Raw genomic sequence first — 24176 nt, 5'->3', positions numbered from 1 at the left:
TGTCACAGTGCCTTGGCCATGAACGTTTAGCCTCCGAACTTGAGCTAACCAACTCACTGTACAAGCCATTAGTCTGTCGTCTTTTTGGGAAATATCCTATTTACTCTCGATATTTATGTGTGCAGCCTTTGACGTGTCGTTTGAGCGTTCACCCGTGGGCGCGAAGACTTCGACTGGACTGGTCCGCGATAATTAAGCGAGGAATATGGATATGACAATGCCTATTCAATGGCAAGAACAGATCGAATACCTCTGCCCACATTGGCATACAACCCGTTGATCTACCGTTCAACCCAGCAAGCCAGGGCCGCCTGCCTTGGAAAGGCTGACGCCAAAAGCCCTTGGTTTCGGTTATTCACCGGCACGCCCGCCAGGAAAACCATTTCGGTGATTTGGCCGAATATATAAAACATAACCTGAGCGGCACCAAGGCGCCCAAATAGCTACTTTACGCAGGAACATGAGTGTATCACCGGTAAAAGCAGCTCGAATGGTTGGCGCCACCAGAACAATCAGCAAGGAAATCGCTAGCGATGCAAATGACAATAAGAAAAATCATACAGCAAGGCTTGCTTACCTTATTGGGGCTAACGTTGTTTGGATGTTCTTCTGCGGACAATGAAATGGCGGGTGGCAACTTGGAGGCCGTCAATCATACGCTTCATGGTATTAACTGGATGTCGGTCAACGGTTATCGGGCGGACGGAGGGGGAGGGAGTTCGTGCTGCATTATCATGCCGACAAAGTGGCGCCCTGGTTTGAAAGCCCATATTGAATGGGAGGTCGATCCCGAGCCCTTTGGCCCAACGCCGCCTTTAGGAACTGATGAGTTCATGGATTTTATGGTTAAACATAAAGCTAACTACCAGCGCCACAGTACTACCGTGGATATTCCAGAGTGGCCAGGTACTGAATCTTGTGGTTTGAAAGTTCATTTTTTAGTGTGTAATCAGATCAAAGTCACAACTTCCTGCTGGGGTTATGGTTCACCGAACAATCCAATTAAAGACCCCCTTGATATGAAGGAGCCGACCGTATGTCCGAAGTGAAAAAAGATTCAAAAGCTAAAGCATGGGGGCCACCATACTTTCCGGAGGATGGCCGTTTGCCTGCCAAAATATCAATGGTGACCGACAACTACGACAAGCAAACTTGTGAGGAGGATTTTTTCGCCGAGGGACTAACTCCAGAGGGCAAAGAAGATATTCTGAATGCTGCCACAGCCTGCATATCAGCTTATTTTTTGATGGCACTAATAATAACGAGACCAACGATACCAAAAAAAATCATCCGAGCAATATTGCCAAGTTATTCCATGCATCACTCAGAGGTTCAAAGGCCAAGGGACAAGGTTACTTTTCGTATTACATGCCCGGTGTTGGCACTCCATTTCCAGAAATTGGCGAGCTGGATTACAGCGATAGCGGATTGCAATTTGCCGCTGGTGGCGAGGATCGTATCAATTGGGCATTGGTACAAGTGGCCAGTGCTCTTTCTTTCGCGCTTAACAATAAGAAAGAAATCGATAATGTTGTTGCCAAGGCCAAAGTCGAAGCCATGAGCACCTGGAGGGCACCGCTGATGAGTGCCATGGGCCAGGGTAATCGGCGGCGGACGATGAACGGGCTGTTAGCACCCTTGCAGGCTCGAACGGAATGGGCCCAGCCTCGCGTACTGGGGGTCAAGCTGTTTGTGTACGGCTTCTCCCGAGGAGCAGCCGAAGCTCGCACCTTTGTCACCTGGTTGAGCCAATTGTTCGACACCCCTGTCGGCGCGGAGCTACCCGCTCAAACGCTGATTGGCTTGCCGATCAGCGTCGAGTTTCTCGGAATACTGGATACCGTGGCCTCGGTGGGCATTGCCCATGTGGCGCCTTTTTTCTCCGGGCATATGGATTGGGCCGACGACACCCAGTTGCTGCCGGATGCGCAGCGCTTCCCGAAATTTATCAAGCGCTGCTCGCACTTTGTCGCCGCCTTTGAACAACGCTCCTGCTTCCCCTTGGAGTCGATCCGTAACGAGGACGGTCGATACCCGGACAACAGCTATGAAGTGCTGTACCCCGGTGTTCACTCCGATGTTGGCGGTGGCTACCCAAAAAATGACCAGGGCAAGGCCCGCGGCGGCACCCATGAACTGGTGTCGCAGATCGTCCTGCACGATCTGTATGCCGCCGCCTTTTTAGCAGGAGCGCCGTTGCAAGTGCCGGAGGCGGTGCTGCCAAAATACCTGTCGTCGCAAGCGCAATGGCGAACGCTGGGGCGCGATACGTTAGAGGAGTTCAACGTTAGTCCAGCAGTAATCGAACGCTTCAACGCCTGGCGAAGCAAAACCCTACCGGTAATCACAACCGACCAGCCCGTCAATCATCCCGCCGGTGAGTACACCCCGCTGCTTCTGGGCACCACGGTGGAAGAGGGTATGGCCGATCAATTGGGCTGGATCACCGGCTGGCGCATTGGTCGCTATGCCAATGATGCCAAAACCGATAACGACAGCTACCAGCGCCAGCCGTTTTTTATCGAGGCCACTGAATTCACCGCCGAGAGGAGCAGTCAGGAGAAAAAGAATGACGAGGACTTACGGGCCGCCGCCCTGGCTGCGCGCCTGACCAATCCTCAGCATCCCGGACCGCCGGTGTATGAAGCACAAATCGATCAGACCCAACTGAGCCAGGCTGCCGCTGAATTCAAATCCGATTACACCGGACAAAAGCGCGAGCAGACCAGCATGACGGGCGGGTTTCTTGATGTGATATTGCGCGACGCGGCCTATCTGCTCAATGCGAACGATGAGCGCAAAGACCACGAAACCCTCAGAGCAGAGGGCAAGCGGCGCAGTGAGCAACTGTTCCGCGACGCCCACGGCACACCCAGTACCGATGCCGAAATGGCCTTGCTGGTGGCGTTGTTCGACGACCATATACACGACTCACGGGCCTGGTTTATGCACGACAAGCTGAAGTCGAGGGAGTTGTGGGCCGGTTATTTCTTTTACCGCATGATCTATTTCGGTAATGAAAACAGCCGCGATCTGTCGCCGGTGGTGGTGGCCGGGCGTCTATTGGGCGTGGCGATGATTGCCGGGGCCACGGCGTATGGCATCAGGCGCGGTAAAGTGCTGGGAGGGATTGGCGGACTGGCGGCGGGCATTGGCGCGGCGACCATCGGCTATCAGGTGATCGATAAGGTCACTGGCAAGGTGGTGCCCTTCCTGCCTGACGCCGAGCAGTTGCTAAAGCCCACTGGCCATATCGGCCAGGTGGTGGTCGAGCAGAAGCGCCAGATCGCACTGGACGACTATAGACAGCGCATCGAGCAGACCAGTGCCATGTTACGCAAGGAAGGCACCCTGGTCGAACTGAATCGGCTCGTTTAAGACATACATCAACCTCTTAACCTTGAAATGGCCAGAGCGCCCAAGACCAAGGCGCTCCGACTCTCTTGCCGCCCAGCAGACCGATTCAATGTCCAGCAGGCGAAAAGCAACCGCACGTTTTTCAGCATCATATTGTTAGTTTTCACACCCACTCGTTATTTTATAGGGATGATGGGTGACAGCTCCCGATATGTAAGTTGCGGCAACTATCCATGAAATTACGCAGTTAGACCCCTGACAATAACCTGACAGCAACGATCAGCTCGCGATCATGCAAGCCAAAGGAAAACGATAATCATTATTGATTGTAAAAAAACACCCACACGCTAGCTGAAAACATAATTGACAAAAAGCCCGCTCATGCCTGCTACGCTTGGGTTGCGGGCCAGCGAGATCCCGGTATGTCTATATTCCGGCTAATAATTTTGCTATAGAAATTTACTTGCCTGGTGTTTAGCCATAAAATCACTGAGATAGACTGCGCTGCGGCATATCGTCACTACCTTTACACTTCTTTTTTTATCACGCTCAGAGACCCTTGCGCTCTGCTAAGGATTACCCGCATGACCGAAGCGACCGGACTCATGGCCCACAACTGGGGCTTCGCCATTTTTTTGCTCGGCGTCGTCGGCCTCTGTGCCTTCATGCTCGGTCTTTCCAGCCTCCTCGGGTCAAAAGCCTGGGGCCGCAGCAAAAATGAACCGTTCGAGTCCGGCATGCTGCCTACCGGTAGCGCCCGCTTGCGGCTCTCCGCCAAATTCTATCTGGTCGCGATGCTGTTCGTGATCTTCGATATCGAAGCCCTCTTTCTCTTTGCATGGTCTGTGTCCGTCCGCGAAAGCGGCTGGACCGGATTCGTCGAAGCGCTCGTTTTCATAGCAATTCTGTTGGCAGGTCTTGTCTACCTTTACCGAGTGGGGGCGCTTGATTGGGCTCCGCAAGCTCGTCAGAAGCGGCAGGCGAAGCTGAAACAATGAGGCTTTGGCAATGCAATACAATCTCACCAGAATCGACCCGGACGCGCCTAACGAGCAGTATCCGATCGGCGAACGGGAAACCGTTTCCGATCCGTTAGAGGATCAAGTCCACAAGAATATTTTCATGGGCAAGCTGGAAGACGTGCTGAGCGGCGCGGTCAATTGGGGACGCAAAAACTCCTTGTGGCCGTACAATTTCGGTCTGTCTTGCTGCTACGTGGAAATGACCACGGCCTTCACCGCACCTCACGATATCGCACGCTTCGGCGCCGAAGTTATCCGGGCATCACCGCGCCAGGCCGACTTCATGGTAATTGCCGGGACCTGCTTCGTGAAAATGGCCCCGATCATCCAGCGCCTGTACGAACAGATGCTCGAACCGAAATGGGTAATCTCCATGGGTTCGTGCGCCAACTCCGGTGGCATGTACGACATCTACTCGGTCGTTCAGGGGGTGGACAAGTTCCTGCCGGTGGACGTCTACGTGCCCGGCTGCCCTCCGCGCCCCGAGGCTTTCCTGCAAGGCCTGATGCTCTTGCAAGAGTCGATTGGCCAGGAGCGTCGCCCACTTTCCTGGGTCGTCGGTGACCAAGGCGTGTATCGCGCCGAGATGCCGTCGCAAAAGGATGCGCGCCGCGAACAGCGTATTCAGGTAACCCACCTGCGCAGCCCCGACGAAGTCTGATCCAGCCCCGCTTCTTATCAAGAAACGCGTACCTGGCTTCATTCTTTACGTTGACCGAAAGCGATAAAAAACCATGACTACAGGCAATGCTCTGTACATCCCGCCTTACAAGGCAGACGACCAGGATGTGGTCGTCGAATTGAACAACCGTTTTGGCCCTGAGACGTTCACCGCCCAGGCTACCCGCACCGGTATGCCGGTGCTGTGGGTGAGCCGTGCCAAACTCGTCGAAATCCTGACCTTCCTGCGCAACCTGCCCAAGCCATACGTCATGCTCTATGACCTGCATGGCGTGGACGAGCGCCTGCGCACCAAGCGTCAGGGCCTGCCAGCGGCCGATTTCAGTGTCTTCTATCACCTGCTCTCGATCGAGCGTAACAGTGATGTGATGATCAAGGTGGCCCTGTCCGAAAGCGACCTCAGCTTGCCGAGCGTCACCAGCCTCTGGCCGAATGCCAACTGGAACGAACGTGAAGTCTGGGACATGTTCGGCATCGACTTCAAAGGCCATCCGCACCTGTCGCGCATCATGATGCCGCCAACCTGGGAAGGCCATCCGCTACGCAAGGACTTTCCGGCCCGCGCCACCGAATTCGACCCGTACAGCCTGACCCTGGCCAAGCAGCAACTGGAAGAAGAAGCCGCACGCTTCCGCCCGGAAGACTGGGGCATGAAGCGTTCCGGCGCCAACGAGGACTACATGTTCCTCAACCTGGGCCCAAATCACCCTTCGGCCCACGGTGCCTTCCGGATCATCCTGCAACTGGACGGCGAAGAGATTGTCGACTGCGTGCCAGATATCGGTTATCACCACCGTGGTGCCGAGAAGATGGCCGAGCGTCAGTCCTGGCACAGCTTCATCCCCTACACCGATCGTATCGACTACCTTGGCGGGGTGATGAACAACCTGCCGTATGTGCTCTCGGTCGAAAAACTGGCCGGGATCAAGGTGCCGGACCGGGTCGATACCATCCGTATCATGATGGCCGAGTTCTTCCGGATCACCAGCCACCTGTTGTTCCTGGGTACCTATATCCAGGACGTCGGCGCCATGACTCCGGTGTTCTTCACCTTCACCGATCGCCAGCGCGCCTATAAGGTGATCGAGGCGATCACCGGTTTCCGCCTGCACCCGGCCTGGTATCGCATCGGTGGCGTCGCCCACGACCTGCCACGCGGCTGGGACAAGCTGGTCAAGGAGTTCGTCGACTGGCTGCCAAAACGCCTCGATGAGTACACCAAGGCTGCCCTGCAAAACAGCATCCTCAAGGGCCGGACCATCGGTGTCGCTGCCTACAACACCAAAGAAGCCCTGGAATGGGGCGTCACCGGTGCCGGCCTGCGTTCCACCGGTTGCGATTTCGACCTGCGCAAGGCCCGCCCATACTCCGGCTACGAGAACTTCGAGTTCGAAGTGCCGCTGGCGGCCAACGGTGACGCCTATGATCGCTGCATGGTGCGCGTCGAAGAGATGCGCCAGAGCATCAAGATCATCGACCAGTGCCTGCGCAATATGCCGCAGGGCCCGTACAAGGCGGATCACCCGCTGACCACGCCGCCGCCGAAAGAGCGCACGCTGCAGCACATCGAGACCCTGATCACGCACTTCCTGCAAGTTTCGTGGGGCCCGGTCATGCCGGCCAACGAATCCTTCCAGATGATCGAAGCGACCAAGGGCATCAACAGTTATTACCTGACGAGCGATGGCGGCACCATGAGCTACCGCACCCGGATTCGCACCCCAAGCTTCCCGCACCTGCAACAGATCCCTTCGGTGATCCGTGGCAGTATGGTCGCGGACTTGATCGCGTACCTGGGTAGTATCGACTTCGTTATGGCCGACGTGGACCGCTAAGCATGAACAGCACGCTTATCCAGACAGACCGTTTTGCCTTGAGCGAAACCGAGCGCTCGGCCATCGAGCACGAGTTGCATCACTACGAAGACCCGCGCGCGGCGTCCATCGAAGCCCTGAAGATCGTCCAGAAGGAACGTGGCTGGGTGCCCGACGGCGCGCTCTACGCCATTGGCGAAATCCTCGGCATTCCGGCCAGCGACGTCGAGGGCGTAGCGACCTTCTACAGCCAGATCTTCCGTCAGCCGGTGGGGCGACACATCATTCGCGTCTGCGACAGTATGGTCTGCTACATCGGCGGCCACGAGTCAGTGGTCGACGAAATCCAAAGCAAGCTCGGCATCGGCCTCGGCCAAACCACCGCCGACGGGCGCTTCACCCTGCTGCCCGTCTGCTGCCTCGGCAATTGCGACAAGGCCCCGGCGCTGATGATCGACGACGACACCTTCGGCGATGTCCAACCAGCCGGCGTCGCCAAACTGCTGGAGGGCTACCTATGACCCTGACTTCCTTCGGTCCCGCCAACCGGATTGCGCGCTCGGCGCAAACCCACCCCCTGACCTGGCGCCTGCGCGATGACGGCGAGCCTGTATGGCTCGACGAATACCAGGCCAAGGACGGTTATGCCGCCGCCCGCAAGGCCTTCGCCGACCTGTCCCAGGACGATATCGTCCAGACGGTCAAGGACGCCGGCCTCAAGGGTCGCGGCGGCGCGGGCTTCCCCACCGGGGTGAAATGGGGCCTGATGCCCAAAGACGAATCCATGAACATCCGCTACCTGCTGTGCAACGCGGATGAAATGGAGCCCAACACCTGGAAAGACCGCCTGCTGATGGAGCAACTGCCCCATCTGCTGATCGAAGGCATGCTGATCAGTGCCCGCGCACTGAAGACCTACCGAGGCTATATCTTCTTGCGTGGCGAATACACCACCGCCGCCAAGCACCTCAACCGTGCCGTGGAAGAAGCCAAGGCCGCCGGCCTGCTGGGCAAGAACATCCTCGGCAGCGGCTTCGACTTCGAGTTGTTCGTCCACACCGGAGCCGGGCGTTACATCTGCGGTGAAGAAACCGCGCTGATCAATTCCCTCGAAGGCCGCCGCGCCAACCCGCGCTCCAAACCCCCCTTCCCCGCCGCCGTCGGTGTGTGGGGTAAGCCGACCTGCGTGAACAACGTCGAGACCCTGTGCAACGTACCGTCGATCATCGGCAACGGCGTCGACTGGTACAAGTCCCTCGCTCGCGAAGGCAGCGACGACCACGGCACCAAGCTGATGGGCTTCTCCGGCAAAGTGAAGAACCCCGGCCTGTGGGAATTGCCATTCGGCGTGACCGCTCGCGAGCTGTTCGAGGACTACGCCGGCGGCATGCGCGAGGGCTTCAAGCTCAAGTGCTGGCAGCCGGGGGGCGCCGGTACCGGCTTCCTCCTACCTGAACACCTGGACGCCCAGATGTATGCCGGCGGCATCGCCAAGGTCGGCACCCGGATGGGGACCGGCCTGGCCATGGCGGTGGACGACAGCGTCAACATGGTCTCTCTTCTGCGCAATATGGAAGAGTTCTTCGCCCGTGAGTCGTGCGGTTTCTGTACCCCTTGCCGCGATGGCCTGCCATGGAGCGTCAAGCTCCTGCGCGCCCTCGAGAACGGCGAAGGCCAGGCCGGCGATATCGAGACCTTGTTGGGTCTGGTCGGTTTCCTCGGCCCTGGCAAGACCTTCTGTGCCCATGCACCGGGCGCCGTGGAGCCGTTGGGCAGCGCCATCAAGTATTTCCGTCCGGAGTTCGAGGCTGGCATCGTGCCTAACCGTGCGGCCATCCCGCCTTTGGCGCGACCGATCGTAGTCGGCGCATAAAAACGTATCGAAGGGGGGCGGTCCGTGCCGCCCTCTTCCTCGCCTGAAGACGCATCCCGATGCGCCAGGCGAGCACCAGGATTCCATTAGCCACGCCCGCGCACGCGGGCCAACGAAGAACTTTGAACCATGGCCACTATCCACGTAGACGGCAAAGCGCTCGAAGTCGATGGGGCAGACAACCTGTTACAGGCATGTCTGTCGCTAGGCCTCGACATCCCTTATTTCTGCTGGCATCCCGCGCTCGGTAGCGTGGGCGCCTGTCGCCAGTGCGCGGTCAAGCAGTACAGCGACGAGAACGACACCCGTGGTCGTATCGTCATGTCCTGCATGACCCCGGCCACCGACAACACCTGGATTTCCATCGACGACGAAGAGTCCAAGGCGTTTCGCGCCAGTGTCGTCGAATGGCTGATGACCAACCACCCGCACGACTGCCCGGTCTGCGAGGAAGGCGGTCACTGCCACTTGCAAGACATGACCGTGATGACCGGCCACAACGAGCGCCGTTATCGCTTCACCAAGCGTACCCACCAGAACCAGGACCTCGGCCCATTCATTTCCCACGAAATGAACCGCTGCATCGCCTGCTATCGCTGCGTGCGTTTCTACAAGGACTACGCCGGCGGCACCGACCTCGGCGTATACGGCGCCCACGACAACGTGTATTTCGGTCGCGTCGAAGACGGTACCCTGGAAAGCGAATTTTCGGGCAATCTCACTGAGGTCTGCCCGACCGGTGTGTTTACCGACAAGACTCACTCCGAACGCTACAACCGCAAGTGGGACATGCAGTTCTCGCCGAGCATCTGCCATGGCTGCTCCAGTGGTTGCAACATCAGCCCTGGTGAACGCTACGGCGAACTGCGGCGCATCGAGAACCGCTTCAATGGTTCGGTAAACCAGTACTTCCTGTGCGACCGTGGCCGTTTCGGCTATGGCTATGTCAACCGCACCGACCGCCCACGTCAGCCGCTGCTGGCCGACGGCACCAAGCTGAGCCTGGATAGCGCCCTGGATAAAGCTGCCGAGCTGCTGCGCGGTCGCAATATCGTCGGTATCGGATCGCCCCGCGCCAGCCTGGAAAGCAACTACGCCCTGCGCGAACTGGTCGGTGCCGAGCACTTCTACTCGGGTATCGAAGCGTCCGAGCTGGAGCGTATCCGCCTGGTCCTGCAGGTGCTCAAGGACAGCCCGCTGCCGGTGCCGAACATGCGTGACATCGAAGACCACGATGCCGTGTTCGTCCTTGGTGAAGACCTGACCCAAACGGCCGCCCGCATGGCCTTGGCCCTGCGCCAGTCGGTCAAGGGCAAGGCCGAAGCCATGGCCGAAGCCATGCGTGTCCAACCCTGGCTCGATGCCGCCGTGAAGAACATTGGCCAACACGCACTGAACCCACTATTCATCGCCAGCCTGGCACAAACCAAGCTCGACGACATCGCCGAAGAATGCGTACACGCCGCGCCTGACGACCTGGCCCGCCTCGGTTTCGCGGTGGCCCACGCCCTCGACGCCAGCGCACCGGCTGTCGAAGGCCTCGACGCTGAAGCCGTGGCACTGGCCCAGCGCATCGCCGACGCCCTGCTAGCAGCCAGGCGCCCCTTGATCATTGCCGGCACTTCGTTGGGTTCCAAGGCCTTGATCGAAGCCGCCGCGAACATTGCCAAGGCTCTGAAGCTGCGCGAAAAAGCCGGCTCCATCAGCCTGATCGTGCCGGAAGCCAACAGCCTCGGCCTGGCCATGCTCGGCGGAGAATCGCTGGACGCTGCCCTGCAAGCGGTCATCTCTGGCCGTGCCGACGCTATCGTCGTGCTGGAAAACGATCTGTTCACCCGCACCGACGCCACCCAGGTCGAAGCCGCGCTGAACGCCACGAAAGTGCTGATTGTCGCCGACCACCAGAAGACCGCCACCACCGAGCGCGCCCATCTGGTGCTGCCGGCGGCGAGCTTCGCCGAAGGCGACGGTACCCTGGTCAGCCAGGAAGGACGTGCCCAACGTTTCTTCCAGGTCTTTGATCCCAAGTACCTCGATGCGAGCATCCTGGTCCACGAAGGCTGGCGCTGGCTGCATGCTCTGCGCGCTACCCTGCTGAACCAGCCGATCGACTGGACCCAATTGGACCACGTCACCGCTGCCTGCGCTGCGAGCACCGCGCAACTGGCCCGCATCGTCGATGCCGCGCCGTCCGCCGCGTTCCGTATCAAGGGCATGAAGTTGGCCCGCGAACCGCTGCGCTATTCCGGTCGCACCGCCATGCGCGCCAATATCAGCGTGCACGAACCGCGGACCTCGCAGGACAACGACACCGCTTTCGCCTTCTCCATGGAAGGTTACTCGGGCTCCGTCGAACCACGCCAGCAGGTGCCATTCGCCTGGTCGCCGGGCTGGAACTCGCCACAGGCCTGGAACAAATTCCAGGATGAAGTCGGCGGCCATATCCGTGCCGGCGACCCAGGCACCCGCCTGATCGAAAGTCAGGGCGACGCGCTGAACTGGTTCGCCAGTGTCCCCCGCGCTTTCAACCCGGCCCAGGGCACCTGGCAGGTGGTACCGTTCTTCCACCTGTTCGGCAGCGAAGAGAACTCTTCCAAAGCCGCCCCGGTTCAAGAGCGCATCCCAGCGGCCTACGTCGCACTGGCCAAGTCCGAAGCGGACCGCCTGGGCGTCAACGACGGCGCACTGCTGAGTCTGAACGTCGCGGGCCAGACCCTGTGTTTGCCGCTGCGCATCAATGAACAACTGGGTGCCGGCCTGGTGGCTCTGCCGGCCGGTCTGGCGGGAATTCCACCCGCCATTTTCGGCAAGTCTGTCGATAGTCTGCAGGAGGCAGCTCAATGACTTGGTTCACACCTGAAGTGATTGACGTGCTCCTCACGGTCATCAAGGCCATTGTCATCCTGTTGGCCGTTGTGGTCTGCGGCGCCTTGCTGAGCTTCGTCGAACGGCGCCTGCTGGGCTGGTGGCAGGATCGTTATGGTCCGAACCGCGTCGGCCCGTTCGGCATGTTCCAGATCGCTGCCGACATGCTGAAGATGTTCTTCAAGGAAGACTGGACGCCACCGTTCGCCGACAAGGTGATCTTCACCCTGGCACCGGTTGTCGCCATGAGCGCCTTGTTGATCGCCTTCGCGGTCATCCCGATCACCCCGACCTGGGGTGTCGCGGACCTGAACGTTGGCCTGTTGTTCTTCTTCGCCATGGCTGGATTGTCAGTCTACGCGGTGCTGTTCGCCGGTTGGTCGAGCAACAACAAGTTCGCCCTGCTGGGCAGCTTGCGGGCCTCGGCCCAGACTGTGTCCTACGAAGTGTTCATGGGCTTGTCACTGATGGGCATCGTGGCCCAGGTCGGCTCGTTCAACATGCGCGACATCGTCGACTACCAGGCCCAGCACCTGTGGTTCATCATTCCGCAGATCTTCGGTTTCCTGACCTTCTTCATCGCCGGCGTGGCCGTGACTCACCGTCACCCCTTCGACCAGCCGGAAGCGGAACAGGAACTGGCCGACGGTTACCACATTGAATATGCCGGCATGAAATGGGGTATGTTCTTCGTTGGCGAATACATCGGCATCATCCTGATCTCGGCATTGCTGGTCACTCTGTTCTTCGGTGGCTGGCACGGTCCGTTCGGCATCCTGCCGCAACTGTCGTTCATCTGGTTCGCCCTGAAGACCGCGTTCTTCATCATGCTGTTCATCTTGCTGCGCGCTTCGATCCCGCGCCCACGGTATGACCAGGTGATGGACTTCAGCTGGAAATTCTGCCTGCCGCTGACCCTGATCAATTTGCTGGTGACCGCTGCGCTGGTGTTGTTGAACACGCCCGCGGGCGCGGTTCAGTGAGGATTTGACCCATGTTCAAATATATTGGCGACATCGTTAAGGGTACCGGTACCCAGTTGCGAAGCCTGGTGATGATTTTCGGCCATGGCTTTCGCAAACGCGACACCCTGCAATACCCCGAGGAAGCGGTTTATCTGCCGCCGCGCTATCGCGGTCGCATCGTCCTGACCCGTGACCCCGATGGCGAAGAGCGCTGTGTGGCCTGCAACCTGTGCGCCGTGGCGTGCCCGGTGGGTTGCATCTCGCTGCAGAAAGCCGAGACCGATGACGGGCGTTGGTACCCGGAGTTCTTTCGCATCAACTTCTCGCGCTGCATTTTCTGCGGCCTCTGCGAGGAAGCCTGCCCGACCACGGCGATCCAGTTGACACCGGATTTCGAGATGGCCGAGTTCAAGCGTCAGGACCTGGTCTATGAGAAAGAAGATCTGCTGATCTCCGGCCCCGGCAAGAACCCTGATTACAACTTCTATCGCGTTGCAGGCATGGCCGTTGCCGGGAAGCCGAAAGGCGCCGCCCAGAACGAAGCCGAGCCGATCAACGTGAAGAGCTTGCTGCCTTAAGGAAGAACGATGGAATTCGCTTTCTATTTCGCATCGGGTATCGCGGTTGTGTCCACGCTTCGCGTGGTCACCAACACCAACCCCGTGCACGCCCTGCTCTACCTGATCATTTCGCTGATCGCCGTGGCGATGACGTTCTTCAGCCTCGGCGCACCGTTCGCCGGCGCCCTGGAAGTGATCGCCTATGCTGGCGCCATCATGGTGCTGTTCGTGTTCGTGGTGATGATGCTCAACCTCGGCCCGGCCGCGGTCCAGCAAGAGCGCGTCTGGCTCAAGCCCGGTATTTGGGGCGGGCCGGCGGTGCTGTCGTTACTGCTGTTGGTCGAACTGCTGTACGTACTGTTCAGCCACGACAGCGCGGCGGCAATCGGTCAAACCACCGTGGGCGCCAAGGCCGTGGGCATCAGCCTGTTCGGTCCGTACCTGCTGGTGGTCGAATTGGCTTCGATGCTGCTGCTCGCCGCAGCCATCACGGCCTTCCACTTGGGCCGCAACGAGGCGAAGGAGTAATACCATGCCTGCTATCCCTCTTGAGCATGGACTGGCCGTCGCCGGCATCCTGTTCTGCCTCGGTCTGGTCGGCCTGATGGTCCGCCGCAACATCCTCTTCGTGCTGATGAGCCTGGAGGTGATGATGAACGCCGCCGCCCTGGCCTTTATCGTCGCGGGCGCGCGTTGGGCGCAACCGGATGGGCAGATCATGTTCATCCTGGTGATCAGCCTGGCAGCCGCCGAGGCCAGTATCGGCCTGGCGATCCTGCTGCAACTGTATCGCCGCTTCCACACGCTCGATATCGACGCTGCCAGTGAGATGCGCGGATGAACATGATCTTTCTGACGTTCCTATTCCCCCTGATCGGTTTCCTGCTGCTGTCGTTCTCCCGTGGGCGCCTCTCGGAAAACCTCGCGGCGCTGATCGGTGTCGGCTCCATCGGCCTGTCGGCGATTGTCGCCGCCTACGTGATCTGGCAATTCAATGTCGCACCGCCCGAGGGCGGTCACTACACCCTGGTGCTGTGGCAGTGGATGTCGGTGGACGGTTTCGCCCCGAACTTCGCCCTGTACATCGACGGCCTGTCGATCACCATGCTGGGCGTCGTGGTCGGCGTGGGTTTCCTGATCCACCTGTTCGCCTCCTGGTACATGCGCGGTGAAGACGGCTACTCGCGTTTCTTCGCCTACACCAACCTGTTTATCGCCAGCATGCTATTTCTGGTTCTGGGCGATAACCTGTTGTTCCTGTACTTCGGCTGGGAAGGCGTGGGCCTGTGCTCCTACCTGTTGATCGGTTTCTACTACAGCAACCGCAACAACGGTAACGCGGCGCTCAAGGCCTTTATCGTCACCCGCATCGGCGACGTGTTCATGGCCATCGGCCTGTTCATCCTGTTCCAGCAACTGGGCACGCTGAATATCCAGGAACTGCTGGTCAAGGCGCCCGAGCACTTCAAGGTCGGCGACTTCTGGATCGTCCTGGCCACCCTGATGCTGTTGGGCGGCGCGGTCGGTAAATCGGCCCAACTGCCCCTGCAGACCTGGCTGGCGGATGCGATGGCCGGTCCTACCCCGGTTTCGGCGCTGATTCACGCCGCGACCATGGTGACCGCCGGTGTCTACCTGATTGCCCGTACCCACGGCCTGTTCGCCCTGGCACCGGATATTCTGCATCTGGTAGGCATCGTCGGTGGCGTGACCCTGGTCCTCGCCGGCTTTGCCGCCCTGGTCCAGACCGACATCAAGCGTATCCTCGCCTACTCGACCATGAGCCAGATCGGCTACATGTTCCTGGCGCTGGGCGTCGGTGCCTGGGAAGGCGCGATCTTCCATCTGATGACCCACGCCTTCTTCAAGGCCCTGCTGTTCCTGGCTTCCGGTGCGGTGATCGTGGCCTGTCACCACGAGCAGAACATCTTCAAGATGGGCGGCCTGTGGAAGAAACTGCCATTGGCCTACGCCAGCTTCATCGTCGGGGGTGCCGCCCTGGCCGCCCTGCCGATCGTCACCGCCGGTTTCTACTCGAAGGACGAAATCCTTTGGGAAGCGTTCGCCAGCGGTAATCATGGATTGCTGTACGCCGGCCTGGTCGGTGCGTTCATGACCTCGCTGTACACTTTCCGCCTCATCTTCATCACCTTCCACGGTGAAGCCAAGACCGAAGCTCACGCCGGCCACGGGATTTCCCATTGGTTGCCGCTGGGTGTGCTGATCGTGCTGTCGACCTTCATTGGCGCCTGGATTCATCCGCCACTGGCCGGCGTGTTGCCGGAAAGCGCCGGTCATGCCGGCGGCGAAGCCAAGCACAGCCTGGAAATCGCCTCGGGCGCCATCGCCCTGGCCGGTATCCTGTTGGCGGCGCTGCTGTTCCTCGGCAAGCGGCGCTTCGTCAGTGCCGTCGCCAACAGCGGTATCGGGCGCTTCTTGTCGGCCTGGTGGTTCGCCGCCTGGGGCTTCGATTGGATCTACGACAAACTGTTCGTCAAGCCATACCTGGCGATCAGTCATGTGCTGCGCAAAGACCCACTCGACCAGACCATCGGGTTGATCCCGCGTATGGCCAAAGGCGGTCACACCGCCCTGAGCCGCACCGAGACCGGTCAACTGCGCTGGTATGCCGCGTCGATCGCCGCGGGTGCCGTGCTGGTGCTTGGCGCCATCGTCCTGGTAGCGGTCTGACTATGAACCTTGCGACATTGCGAAAGGAATTGAGCCCGTCATGATTCTGCCTTGGCTAATCCTGATCCCCTTTATCGGTGGCCTGCTGTGCTGGATGGGTGAGCGTTTCGGCGCTACCCTCCCGCGCTGGATAGCGCTACTGACCATGTCCCTCGAACTCGCCCTCGGCCTTTGGCTGTGGGCTCACGGGGATTACTCGTTCGCGCCGGCACCCGGCGCCGATCCAACCTGGGCAATCGAGTTCAAACACGTCTGGATCCAGCGCTTTGGCATCAACGTACACCTGGCCCTTGATGGCCTGTCGCTGTTGATGATCCTGCTGACCGGCCTGCTGGGTATCCTCTCGGTACTCTGCTCGTGGAAAGAGATCCAACGTCACGTGGGCTTCTTCCACCTGAACCTGATGTGGATCCTGGGCGGTGTCGTCGGCGTGTTCCTGGCCCTCGACCTGTTCATGTTCTTCTTCTTCTGGGAAATGATGCTGGTGCCGATGTACTTCCTCATCGCGCTCTGGGGTCACAGCTCTTCGGACGGCAAGAAGACCCGGATCTACGCGGCGACCAAGTTCTTCATCTTCACCCAGGCTTCCGGCCTGATCATGCTGGTGGCGATCCTCGGCCTGGTGCTGGTCAACTTCAACAACACCGGGGTGATCACCTTCAACTACGCCGACCTGTTGAAGACCCAGATGTCGCTGACCACCGAGTACATCCTGATGCTCGGTTTCTTCATCGCCTTCGCGGTCAAGCTGCCGGTGGTGCCATTCCACTCCTGGCTGCCGGATGCCCATGCCCAGGCGCCGACCGCTGGTTCCGTCGACCTCGCCGGTATCCTGTTGAAGACCGCGGCTTATGGTCTGCTGCGTTTCGCCCTGCCGCTGTTCCCGAATGCCTCGGCTGAGTTCGCGCCGATCGCCATGACCCTGGGTCTGATCGGAATTTTCTATGGCGCGTTCCTGGCCTTCGCACAAACCGATATCAAGCGTCTGATCGCCTTTTCCAGCGTTTCGCACATGGGCTTCGTGCTGATCGGGATCTACTCCGGCAGTCAGCAGGCCCTGCAAGGTGCGGTGATCCAGATGCTCGCCCACGGCCTGTCGGCGGCGGCATTGTTCATCCTCAGTGGCCAGCTCTACGAGCGTATCCATACTCGCGACATGCGTGAAATGGGTGGCCTGTGGTCGAAAATCGCCTACCTGCCAGCCATCAGCCTGTTCTTCGCCGCCGCCTCGCTGGGGCTGCCGGGAACCGGTAACTTCGTCGGCGAGTTCCTGATCCTGATCGGCACCTTTGTCAGCGCGCCATGGATCACCGCGATTGCTACTTCCGGCCTAGTGTTCGGTTCGGTCTACTCGCTGATCATGATCCATCGCGCCTACTTCGGTCCGGCCAAGTCGGACGAAGTGCTGCACGGCATGGACGGTCGCGAACTGAGCATGGTGCTCGGTCTTGCCGCGCTGCTGATCTATATCGGCGTGTACCCGCAACCGTTCCTCGACACCTCTGCCGCCACCATGCATGGCGTGCAGCAGTGGCTCGGCACCGCCTTCACTCAACTCGCTTCGGCCCGGTAAGAGCGCTATGGAATTTACGATCCAACACTTTATCGCGCTGGCGCCGCTGCTGATTACCAGCCTCACCATTATCGTGGTGATGCTGGCAATCGCCTGGCGCCGCAACCACTCACAAACCTTCCTGCTCTCGGTAGCCGGTCTCAACCTGGCGCTACTGTCGATTCTGCCCGCGCTGAAAGTCGCTCCGCTGGTGGTGACACCGCTGATCCAGATCGACGATTTCGCCTGCCTGTACATGGCCTTGATTCTAGTGGCGACACTGGCCTGCGTCACCCTCGCCCATGCCTATCTGGGCGATGGCGGCTCGGGCTACCCAGGCAACCGCGAAGAACTGTACCTGCTGATCCTGATGGCCGCTGCCGGCGGCCTGGTCCTGGTCAGCGCGCAACACCTGGCCAGCCTGTTCATTGGCCTGGAGCTGCTCTCGGTGCCGGTCTACGGCCTGGTCGCCTATGCCTTCTTCAACAAGCGTTCGCTGGAAGCCGGTATCAAGTACATGGTGCTGTCGGCCGCTGGTTCCGCGTTCCTGTTGTTCGGCATGGCCCTGCTGTACGCCGAAGCCGGCACCCTGAGCTTCACCGGTATCGGTCACGCCCTGGCAGCCACCGGCCTGCCTAGCCCGATAGCCCAGTTGGGCCTGGGCATGATGTTGGTCGGACTGGCGTTCAAGCTGTCGCTGGTGCCGTTCCACCTCTGGACCCCGGACGTCTACGAAGGTGCCCCGGCGCCGGTGGCAGCCTTCCTGGCCACCGCCAGCAAGGTTGCCGTCTTCGCCGTGATGATCCGCCTGTTCCAGATCTCGCCGGTCGCCAGCAGTGGCGTGCTGAGCAATGTGCTGGCGGTGATTGCCGTCGCGTCGATCCTGGTTGGTAACCTGCTGGCCCTGACCCAGAGCAACCTCAAGCGCCTGCTCGGTTACTCGTCCATCGCCCACTTCGGCTATCTGCTGATCGCCCTGGTGGCGAGCAAGGGTCTGGCGCTGGAGGCCATGGGCGTGTATCTGGTCACTTACGTGATCACCAGCCTCGGTGCCTTCGGCGTGATCACCCTGATGTCCTCACCCTACAACGGTCGCGACATGGATGCCCTGTACGAGTATCGCGGCCTGTTCTGGCGCCGTCCGTACCTGACCGCCGTACTGACCTTGATGATGCTGTCGCTGGCCGGTATCCCGCTGACCGCTGGCTTCATCGGCAAGTTCTACATCATCGCGACCGGTGTCGAATCCCAGCACTGGTGGTTGATCGGCTCTCTGGTGATCGGTAGCGCCATCGGCGTTTTCTACTACCTGCGCGTGATGGTCACGCTGTACCTGATCGAGCCGAACCTGCGTCGTCACGATGCTCAACTGCATTGGGAACAGCGAGCGGGTGGGGTGATGTTACTGGCGATCGCGGTCCTGGCCTTCTTCCTCGGCCTGTACCCACAGCCGTTGCTGGAGTTGGTGCAACACGCGGTACTGGCCAGCTAAACAAGCGACCGCTTGGACACGATACCCCGCCCGAAGCAATTCCGGCGGGGTATTTTTTTAACGCCCTCTCGATCCACCGCGAATAGCTCTCGACGTCCATAAGCTGGCGCCCTATTCCGCCGAGCCCTGATCAGAACTAACTGTTATACCTGCCGATTTCGGCTCAAGTCGCTCTGCAGTCCAGGTTGTTGATGCGCGATGTGACGAGCGACGAACACTCAACCGGGGCGAGCAAGCTTGCCCACCCACAGCGATAATTTTGCATCAACCCCACGATCAGGTTCAGATGCGGAATTGCCCCACCAACTTGCCCAGGCGCTGCCCCAGCTCTGCAAGGCTACGGGAAGTCTGGGCGCCCAGTTGAGTCTGGTCCGCCACACTGTCCACCGCCACTGCAATCTGGTGCACGCTGCGATTGATCTCCTCGGCCACCGCCGTCTGCTCCTCAGCGGCGCTGGCGATCTGTGCGTTCATCGCATTGATGGTGCCGATCAACTGCGCCATGGTATCCAGCGAAGCACCCGCCTCGTTGGCTCGCATCGAGGTACCGTCACCGGCCTCACTGGAACGGCGCATGGCCTCGACCGCCAACTGTGTGCCCGACTGCAAACGATCGATCATCCCTTGGATTTCCTGAGTGCTCTGCTGAGTCCGGCTGGCCAGCGCCCGGACCTCGTCGGCGACCACCGCGAAGCCACGTCCGGCTTCACCGGCCCGGGCCGCTTCGATGGCGGCGTTGAGCGCCAGCAGGTTGGTCTGCTCGGCGATCGAACGGATCACCCCCAACACACTGACAATCGATGTGACGTCCTGCTGCAGGCTGTCCAGGGAGGTGCCGCTGCTGCGGATGTCTTTCACCAGCGCATGGATCTGCTGGATGCTGCCATCCACCACGCGCTTGGCGACCTGGCCTTCGGCGTCGGTCTGTTGAGCCGCCACCGCCGCACCCTGGGCGCTGCGCGCGACTTCCTGGGACGCTGACGACATCTGGTTGATCGCCGTGGCGACCTGATCGGTTTCGTGACGCTGGCGCTCCATCGCCTGTTCAGCGCGGCTTGCCTGCTCGGAGACCTGGCTGACCAATCCGGTCAATTGACCAGTCATCTCGGTAATCTGCCGGACCATACCGTGGATCTTGTCGACGAAGCGGTTGAAGGAGCCGGCCAATTGCCCCAGTTCGTCCTGGCTGGTGATTGCCAGGCGGTGCGTAAGGTCACCTTCGCCCGCAGCGATATCGTCGAGGTTGGCCTTCATCAGGATCAACGGCCGCAGGAGAGTATTGGCGACGACCATCCCGACCAGCGCAATCACCACCAACAACAGCACGGCGATGCCGACAATGCTCAACACCACGCCTTTCATGCGCTCGTTGACCTTATCCTGCACCACCGCGACCTGGGCCTCAATGCCATCGAGGTTGACTGTGGAACCGATGGCCATGTCCCACTTGGCCAGGTATTCGGTGTATCCCAGCTTGGGCACCAACACTGTTTCGTTGCCCGGCAGCGACGAACTGTATTGCAGGTAGTGGGTTCCATCCTTGGCCACCTGCACCAGATCACGATTGACATAGACGCCGTTGGGATCGCGGGCATCCTTGAAACTCTTGCCCAGGCCTTCCGGGCTATTGCCCTTGAATAACCGGACGATCTGCGAATCATAGCCGAAGAAGTAGCCATCCTTGCCGTACTGGATGTTCGATAGCAATTTGATCACCTGGTCCCGAGAAGCCCGGTCGTCCGGCGCGGCGGCATCGTAGAGCGGTTTGATCGCGGTCATGGCCACCGCCACATAACTCTGCAAGGTGGCCTTGGCCTCGGAGATCAGTCGCTGCCGGGTTTCCTCGACTTCGTTACGGGCCTGGTTCTGCAGGATCAGGGCGGTGGTCAGGCTGATCACCAGCGCGAACAGCAGGACCGGAAATACCGCGAGGGACAAGACTTTAGCCTTCAGGCTCAGGCGCATGATGGTGTTCTCTTATTATCGGCAGGTAACGAGTTAGCGGCTCCGCCTCCGGAAAGTTGAGGGCTATCGGCAACCGTAGAGACCGCTCAAGCCATGTGGACGGTGGGGCGGATGGAGCCATTGCGGGTCTGAAGCTTGCCACGCAGTCGCCTCAGCTCCTGCGCGGCAGGTCGATCGTCACCAGTAGCCCGCCCAGCGGGCTGCTCAACAAGCGCAACTGGGCCCCCCAGGCGTCAACGATATCGCGCACGATACCCAGCCCCAGCCCATGCCCGACAGTGCGCTCATCGAGGCGCGCACCACGGCTGAACACCTCATCCCGGCTCTGCTCGGGAATCCCCGGCCCATCATCCTCGATACTCAGGCGATGACCTGCCGTCGTTTCGACGATGCTCAGGCGTACCTCCGCATCGGCCCACTTGCAGGCGTTGTCCAGCAGGTTGCCCAGCAGTTCGAGCAAGTCCTCCCGGTCCCAGGGCAGTTGCAGGCCGGGTGGCGAAGTGTGGCTCAACAGCAGATGATCGCCGTGAATCATCCTCAGGGTCGAGAGCAGCCCCGGTATTTCCGTGTCGCAATCAAATGACACGCCCGGCAAAGCCTCGCCAGCGAGACGAGCACGGTTCAATTCGCGGTTCAGGCGCTGTTCGATCTGCCCCAACTGTTCGCGCAACACCTTGCGCAAGGTCGGCAGGCCATCCAGTTGGGCACCGGATGCCAGGCTCAACAGCACCGCCAACGGAGTTTTCAGGGCGTGGCCGAGATTGCCCAGGGCATTGCGTGAGCGCTTGAGGCTGTCTTCGGTGTGGGCCAATAGGTGGTTGATCTGCGCCACCAACGGCTCAAGTTCCAGCGGTACCTGGGTTTCCAGTTGCGAACGCCGCCCCTGCTGCAATTGCGCGATCTGCTCGCGAGCATTTTCCAAGGGGCGCAAAGCACGGCGAACGGTGATCCGTTGCAGCAACAGAATGATGATCAGCGCCGCGAGTCCGATTCCCAGGCCGATACGTTGCATCAGTTGGAAGCTTTCCCGTACTGGTGTGTAGTCCTGGGCTACGACAATGCTGATCGACTGCCTCAGGCGGCGGTAGTCCGAACGCAGCACCAACAACATCTGCCCTTCTGGTCCCAGTTGCAGGTTGGCATGCAAGCCAGGTTGAGCCGGAACCGGTAGTTCCTGATCCCATAGCGAACGGGAGCGCCAGCGATAGTCGGCAAAATCGATCCGGAAGTAATGCCCGGAGAACGGTCGCTGATAGGCTGGGGACAATCGCCGCTCATCCAGTTGCAGTCCCTGGGGACCTCGTACCAGGGCTACCAGCAGGTTCTCGCTGTCGGCACGCAGGCCCTCCTCCAGATAGCGCTGCAGGCCCAGCTCGAACAGCCACAGGCTGGTTTGCGCGACGATCAGGCCGATGATCAGCAGCACGCTGATCAGGCCCAGACTCAGGCGTTGCTGGATCGATCTCACTCGCTGGTTCCGCCGAATCGATAACCCTGACCGCGGCGGGTTTCGATCACCGTGCGCCCGAGCTTGCGGCGCAGGTGGTTGACGTGTACTTCCAGCACGTTCGAATCACGTTCGGTTTCACCGTTGTAGAGATGTTCAGCCAGGTGCCCTTTGGAAAGAATCTGCTCCGGGTTCAGCATGAAGTAGCGCAGCAAGCGAAACTCAGCCGCGGTTAGCTGGATCTGCGCACCGTCGCGGCTGACGCACTGGCGCCCCTCATCCAAGTGCAGACCCGCTGCTTTCAGGGTCGGCTGGTTGGGTTGACCGTGAGCACGGCGCAACAACGATTGCACCCGCAGTTGCAACTCTTCTGGATGGAACGGCTTGGTCAGATAGTCATCGGCTCCCGCCTTCAGTCCCTCGATGCGTTCGGCCCAGGAATCCCGTGCGGTCAGCACCAGCACCGGTACCGTCAGGCCGCCAGCCCGCCATTGGCGCAGGACCTCCAGGCCAGGCAAGCCCGGTAGCCCCAAATCGAGAATGATCAGGTCATAGGGCTCGGTCGCCCCCTGATAAGCCGCATCGCGTCCGTCGGTCAGCCAATCGACAGCGTATCCCTGCGCCAGGCCAAGCAGCAGCTCGTCAGCCAGGGGCACATTATCTTCCACCAGCAGCAGCCGCATTACTCGTCCTCCTCGTCTTTCAACAAATCACCATTGCTGGCGTCCAGCTTGAGTTCGCGGACCACACCGGCCTGGGTCAGCAATTCGACCTCGTAGACATAGAGGCCATGCGTGGCCTCCAGTTCAGCTTCCAGCAGCTTCGCCCCAGGGTAATGCCCCATGGCCTGTTGCAGCAGGCGCTCAAGAGGTAGGATCACCCCCTGCTGACGCAGACGCAGGGCTTCGTCCTGGTCGAGGTCCCTGGCCGATGCCAAAGAACATACAGTTGCCAGCACCAGAAGAGCGCAGGCGCGCAAATTGAAGATCATTACCTGTCCTGATGGTCCTTGAGAACCTGACCGCTGGTGGCGTCCAATTCAATCTCCCACTCAACTCCTTGAGCATCGCGCAGTTCTACCTGATAAATATAATGGCCGTATTTTTCGTCCAGGTCAGTATCGCCCAGCACGGCGCCGGGGTGCCTGGTCAACGCCAGGGTTGTCAATTGATCGAGAGGCTGGATTGTACCTGTCGCTTGCAGTTTCGCTGCTTCATCACCGTCGATGTCGCGACCCAATACATTACAGGTCATGACTCCCAGAGCAAGAAAAGCCAAAGCAACGCCCAGAGCTTTCATCATAGGTCTCCATGGCAAATGGCCATTCTTTACCCAGCACGATAATCGTCTCAACTTAAGCGAAGCTGAATTTATCCGGCTGTCATCTACCCAGCGCGACGCTGAAGGTGGCCTGAAGGCAGCCACCGAGTCGGTCATCCCGCATGGGAGCTGTTAAACTAGCAAGTTGCATCCATCGCTCAGGCGATAGCCACCTTCAGAGCTGACAATATTGTGGAAATTTTCAAAGAGTTTACGTTCGAATCCGCCCATCGCCTGCCTCATGTACCGGACGGGCATAAGTGTGGCCGTCTGCATGGTCATTCCTTCAAGGTGGCAATCCATCTGAGCGGTGAAATCGATCGGCATACCGGCTGGATTCGCGACTTCTCCGAGATCAAGGCAATTTTCAAGCCTCTGTATGAGCGTTTGGATCACAACTATCTGAACGATATCCCTGGGCTGGAGAATCCGACCAGCGAAAACCTGGCAAAGTGGATCTGGCGGGAACTGAAGCCACTGCTGCCTGAGCTGTCGGCGATCCGCATCCATGAAACCTGCACCAGCGGATGCATCTATCGCGGGGAGTGAATTCCAGGCATAAAAAAACCACC

At 59.7% G+C, this 24176-nt stretch carries 20 protein-coding genes and 2 pseudogenes; 16 read left to right on the top strand and 6 right to left on the bottom strand.

All coding sequences use genetic code 11. The annotated features are described in order from the left end of the window. Window positions 1–533: 533 nt before the first annotated feature. The 15 genes and pseudogenes from tli1a (at window position 534) to nuoN (ending at window position 18872) form a co-directional block, all read left to right on the top strand. Entirely contained in the window at window positions 534–1049 is a 516-nt protein-coding gene (gene tli1a / locus AWM79_RS14255) for a Tli1a family immunity protein (RefSeq protein ID WP_060783110.1), read from the top strand. After that, window positions 1037–3378, top strand: a pseudogene (locus AWM79_RS24440) (T6SS phospholipase effector Tle1-like catalytic domain-containing protein). Before tli1a ends, AWM79_RS24440 begins: the two are co-directional and overlap by 13 nt. A 563-nt stretch (window positions 3379–3941) precedes the next feature. Beyond that, window positions 3942–4355 (top strand): NADH-quinone oxidoreductase subunit A, encoded by a 414-nt coding sequence (locus AWM79_RS14245; RefSeq protein WP_010444610.1) that lies wholly within the window; start codon window positions 3942–3944, stop codon window positions 4353–4355. Between the two features lie 10 nt (window positions 4356–4365). Continuing rightward, window positions 4366–5040 carry a NuoB/complex I 20 kDa subunit family protein gene (locus AWM79_RS14240; RefSeq protein ID WP_060783109.1) on the top strand — a complete coding sequence of 225 codons (675 nt, stop codon included), beginning with the start codon at window positions 4366–4368 and terminating at the stop codon, window positions 5038–5040. A gap of 73 nt (window positions 5041–5113) precedes the next feature. Beyond that, window positions 5114–6895, top strand: a complete 1782-nt coding sequence (nuoC, locus tag AWM79_RS14235) for an NADH-quinone oxidoreductase subunit C/D (RefSeq protein WP_017131324.1) — start codon at window positions 5114–5116, stop codon at window positions 6893–6895. Between the two features lie 2 nt (window positions 6896–6897). After that, window positions 6898–7395 (top strand): NADH-quinone oxidoreductase subunit NuoE, encoded by a 498-nt coding sequence (gene nuoE, locus AWM79_RS14230; RefSeq protein ID WP_017131323.1) that lies wholly within the window; start codon window positions 6898–6900, stop codon window positions 7393–7395. Beyond that, window positions 7392–8747 (top strand): NADH-quinone oxidoreductase subunit NuoF, encoded by a 1356-nt coding sequence (gene nuoF / locus AWM79_RS14225; protein ID WP_060783108.1) that lies wholly within the window; start codon window positions 7392–7394, stop codon window positions 8745–8747. Before nuoE ends, nuoF begins: the two co-directional genes overlap by 4 nt. A 129-nt stretch (window positions 8748–8876) precedes the next feature. Further along, the gene (gene nuoG, locus AWM79_RS14220; protein ID WP_060783107.1) at window positions 8877–11591 is read left to right on the top strand and encodes an NADH-quinone oxidoreductase subunit NuoG; all 2715 of its coding nucleotides are present in this window, start codon (window positions 8877–8879) and stop codon (window positions 11589–11591) included. Continuing rightward, the gene (gene nuoH, locus AWM79_RS14215; RefSeq protein ID WP_017131320.1) at window positions 11588–12595 is read left to right on the top strand and encodes an NADH-quinone oxidoreductase subunit NuoH; all 1008 of its coding nucleotides are present in this window, start codon (window positions 11588–11590) and stop codon (window positions 12593–12595) included. Before nuoG ends, nuoH begins: the two co-directional genes overlap by 4 nt. An 11-nt stretch (window positions 12596–12606) precedes the next feature. Then, window positions 12607–13155, top strand: coding sequence for an NADH-quinone oxidoreductase subunit NuoI (gene nuoI, locus AWM79_RS14210; protein WP_017131319.1), 549 nt, complete (start codon window positions 12607–12609; stop codon window positions 13153–13155). A gap of 9 nt (window positions 13156–13164) precedes the next feature. Next, window positions 13165–13665 carry an NADH-quinone oxidoreductase subunit J gene (gene nuoJ, locus AWM79_RS14205; RefSeq protein WP_017131318.1) on the top strand — a complete coding sequence of 167 codons (501 nt, stop codon included), beginning with the start codon at window positions 13165–13167 and terminating at the stop codon, window positions 13663–13665. A gap of 4 nt (window positions 13666–13669) precedes the next feature. Continuing rightward, entirely contained in the window at window positions 13670–13978 is a 309-nt protein-coding gene (gene nuoK / locus AWM79_RS14200; RefSeq protein WP_017131317.1) for an NADH-quinone oxidoreductase subunit NuoK, read from the top strand. Then, window positions 13975–15828, top strand: coding sequence for an NADH-quinone oxidoreductase subunit L (nuoL, locus tag AWM79_RS14195; protein ID WP_017131316.1), 1854 nt, complete (start codon window positions 13975–13977; stop codon window positions 15826–15828). Before nuoK ends, nuoL begins: the two co-directional genes overlap by 4 nt. A gap of 40 nt (window positions 15829–15868) precedes the next feature. Further along, a complete protein-coding gene (gene nuoM, locus AWM79_RS14190; protein ID WP_017131315.1) occupies window positions 15869–17401 on the top strand; it encodes an NADH-quinone oxidoreductase subunit M in 1533 nt (510 codons plus the stop codon). A gap of 7 nt (window positions 17402–17408) precedes the next feature. After that, window positions 17409–18872: an NADH-quinone oxidoreductase subunit NuoN gene (gene nuoN, locus AWM79_RS14185; RefSeq protein ID WP_017131314.1), complete on the top strand. Its 1464-nt coding sequence runs from the start codon at window positions 17409–17411 to the stop codon at window positions 18870–18872. Window positions 18873–19154: 282 nt separating this feature from the next. On the opposite strand, the gene AWM79_RS26105 is transcribed toward nuoN, so the two are convergent. The 6 genes and pseudogenes from AWM79_RS26105 to AWM79_RS14160 all read right to left on the bottom strand — a co-directional run bounded on the left by AWM79_RS26105 (window position 19155) and on the right by AWM79_RS14160 (window position 23583). Then, window positions 19155–19910: a methyl-accepting chemotaxis protein gene (locus tag AWM79_RS26105; protein WP_425262058.1), complete on the bottom strand. Its 756-nt coding sequence runs from the start codon at window positions 19908–19910 to the stop codon at window positions 19155–19157. Between the two features lie 102 nt (window positions 19911–20012). Further along, a pseudogene (locus tag AWM79_RS26100) lies at window positions 20013–20837 on the bottom strand (cache domain-containing protein); the annotation flags it as partial. 151 nt (window positions 20838–20988) lie between these two features. Next, window positions 20989–22305: an ATP-binding protein gene (locus tag AWM79_RS14175; protein ID WP_017131312.1), complete on the bottom strand. Its 1317-nt coding sequence runs from the start codon at window positions 22303–22305 to the stop codon at window positions 20989–20991. After that, complete coding sequence (locus tag AWM79_RS14170; RefSeq protein WP_017131311.1) at window positions 22302–22967, bottom strand: response regulator transcription factor; 666 nt, start codon at window positions 22965–22967, stop codon at window positions 22302–22304. The genes AWM79_RS14175 and AWM79_RS14170 overlap by 4 nt, the downstream gene beginning before the upstream one ends. Beyond that, window positions 22967–23275, bottom strand: coding sequence for a PepSY domain-containing protein (locus AWM79_RS14165; RefSeq protein ID WP_017131310.1), 309 nt, complete (start codon window positions 23273–23275; stop codon window positions 22967–22969). Before AWM79_RS14165 ends, AWM79_RS14170 begins: the two co-directional genes overlap by 1 nt. Beyond that, window positions 23275–23583: a PepSY domain-containing protein gene (locus tag AWM79_RS14160; protein ID WP_017131309.1), complete on the bottom strand. Its 309-nt coding sequence runs from the start codon at window positions 23581–23583 to the stop codon at window positions 23275–23277. Before AWM79_RS14160 ends, AWM79_RS14165 begins: the two co-directional genes overlap by 1 nt. 213 nt (window positions 23584–23796) lie before the next feature. On the opposite strand from AWM79_RS14160, the gene queD reads away from it, so the two are divergent. Then, window positions 23797–24153, top strand: coding sequence for a 6-carboxytetrahydropterin synthase QueD (gene queD, locus AWM79_RS14155; RefSeq protein WP_017131308.1), 357 nt, complete (start codon window positions 23797–23799; stop codon window positions 24151–24153). The last annotated feature ends 23 nt before the right edge of the window (window positions 24154–24176 follow it).

This window comes from Pseudomonas agarici, assembly GCF_001543125.1.
In the GTDB taxonomy this organism is placed as follows: domain Bacteria; phylum Pseudomonadota; class Gammaproteobacteria; order Pseudomonadales; family Pseudomonadaceae; genus Aquipseudomonas; species Aquipseudomonas agarici.
This window is presented reverse-complemented; position numbering and strand designations above follow the sequence as displayed.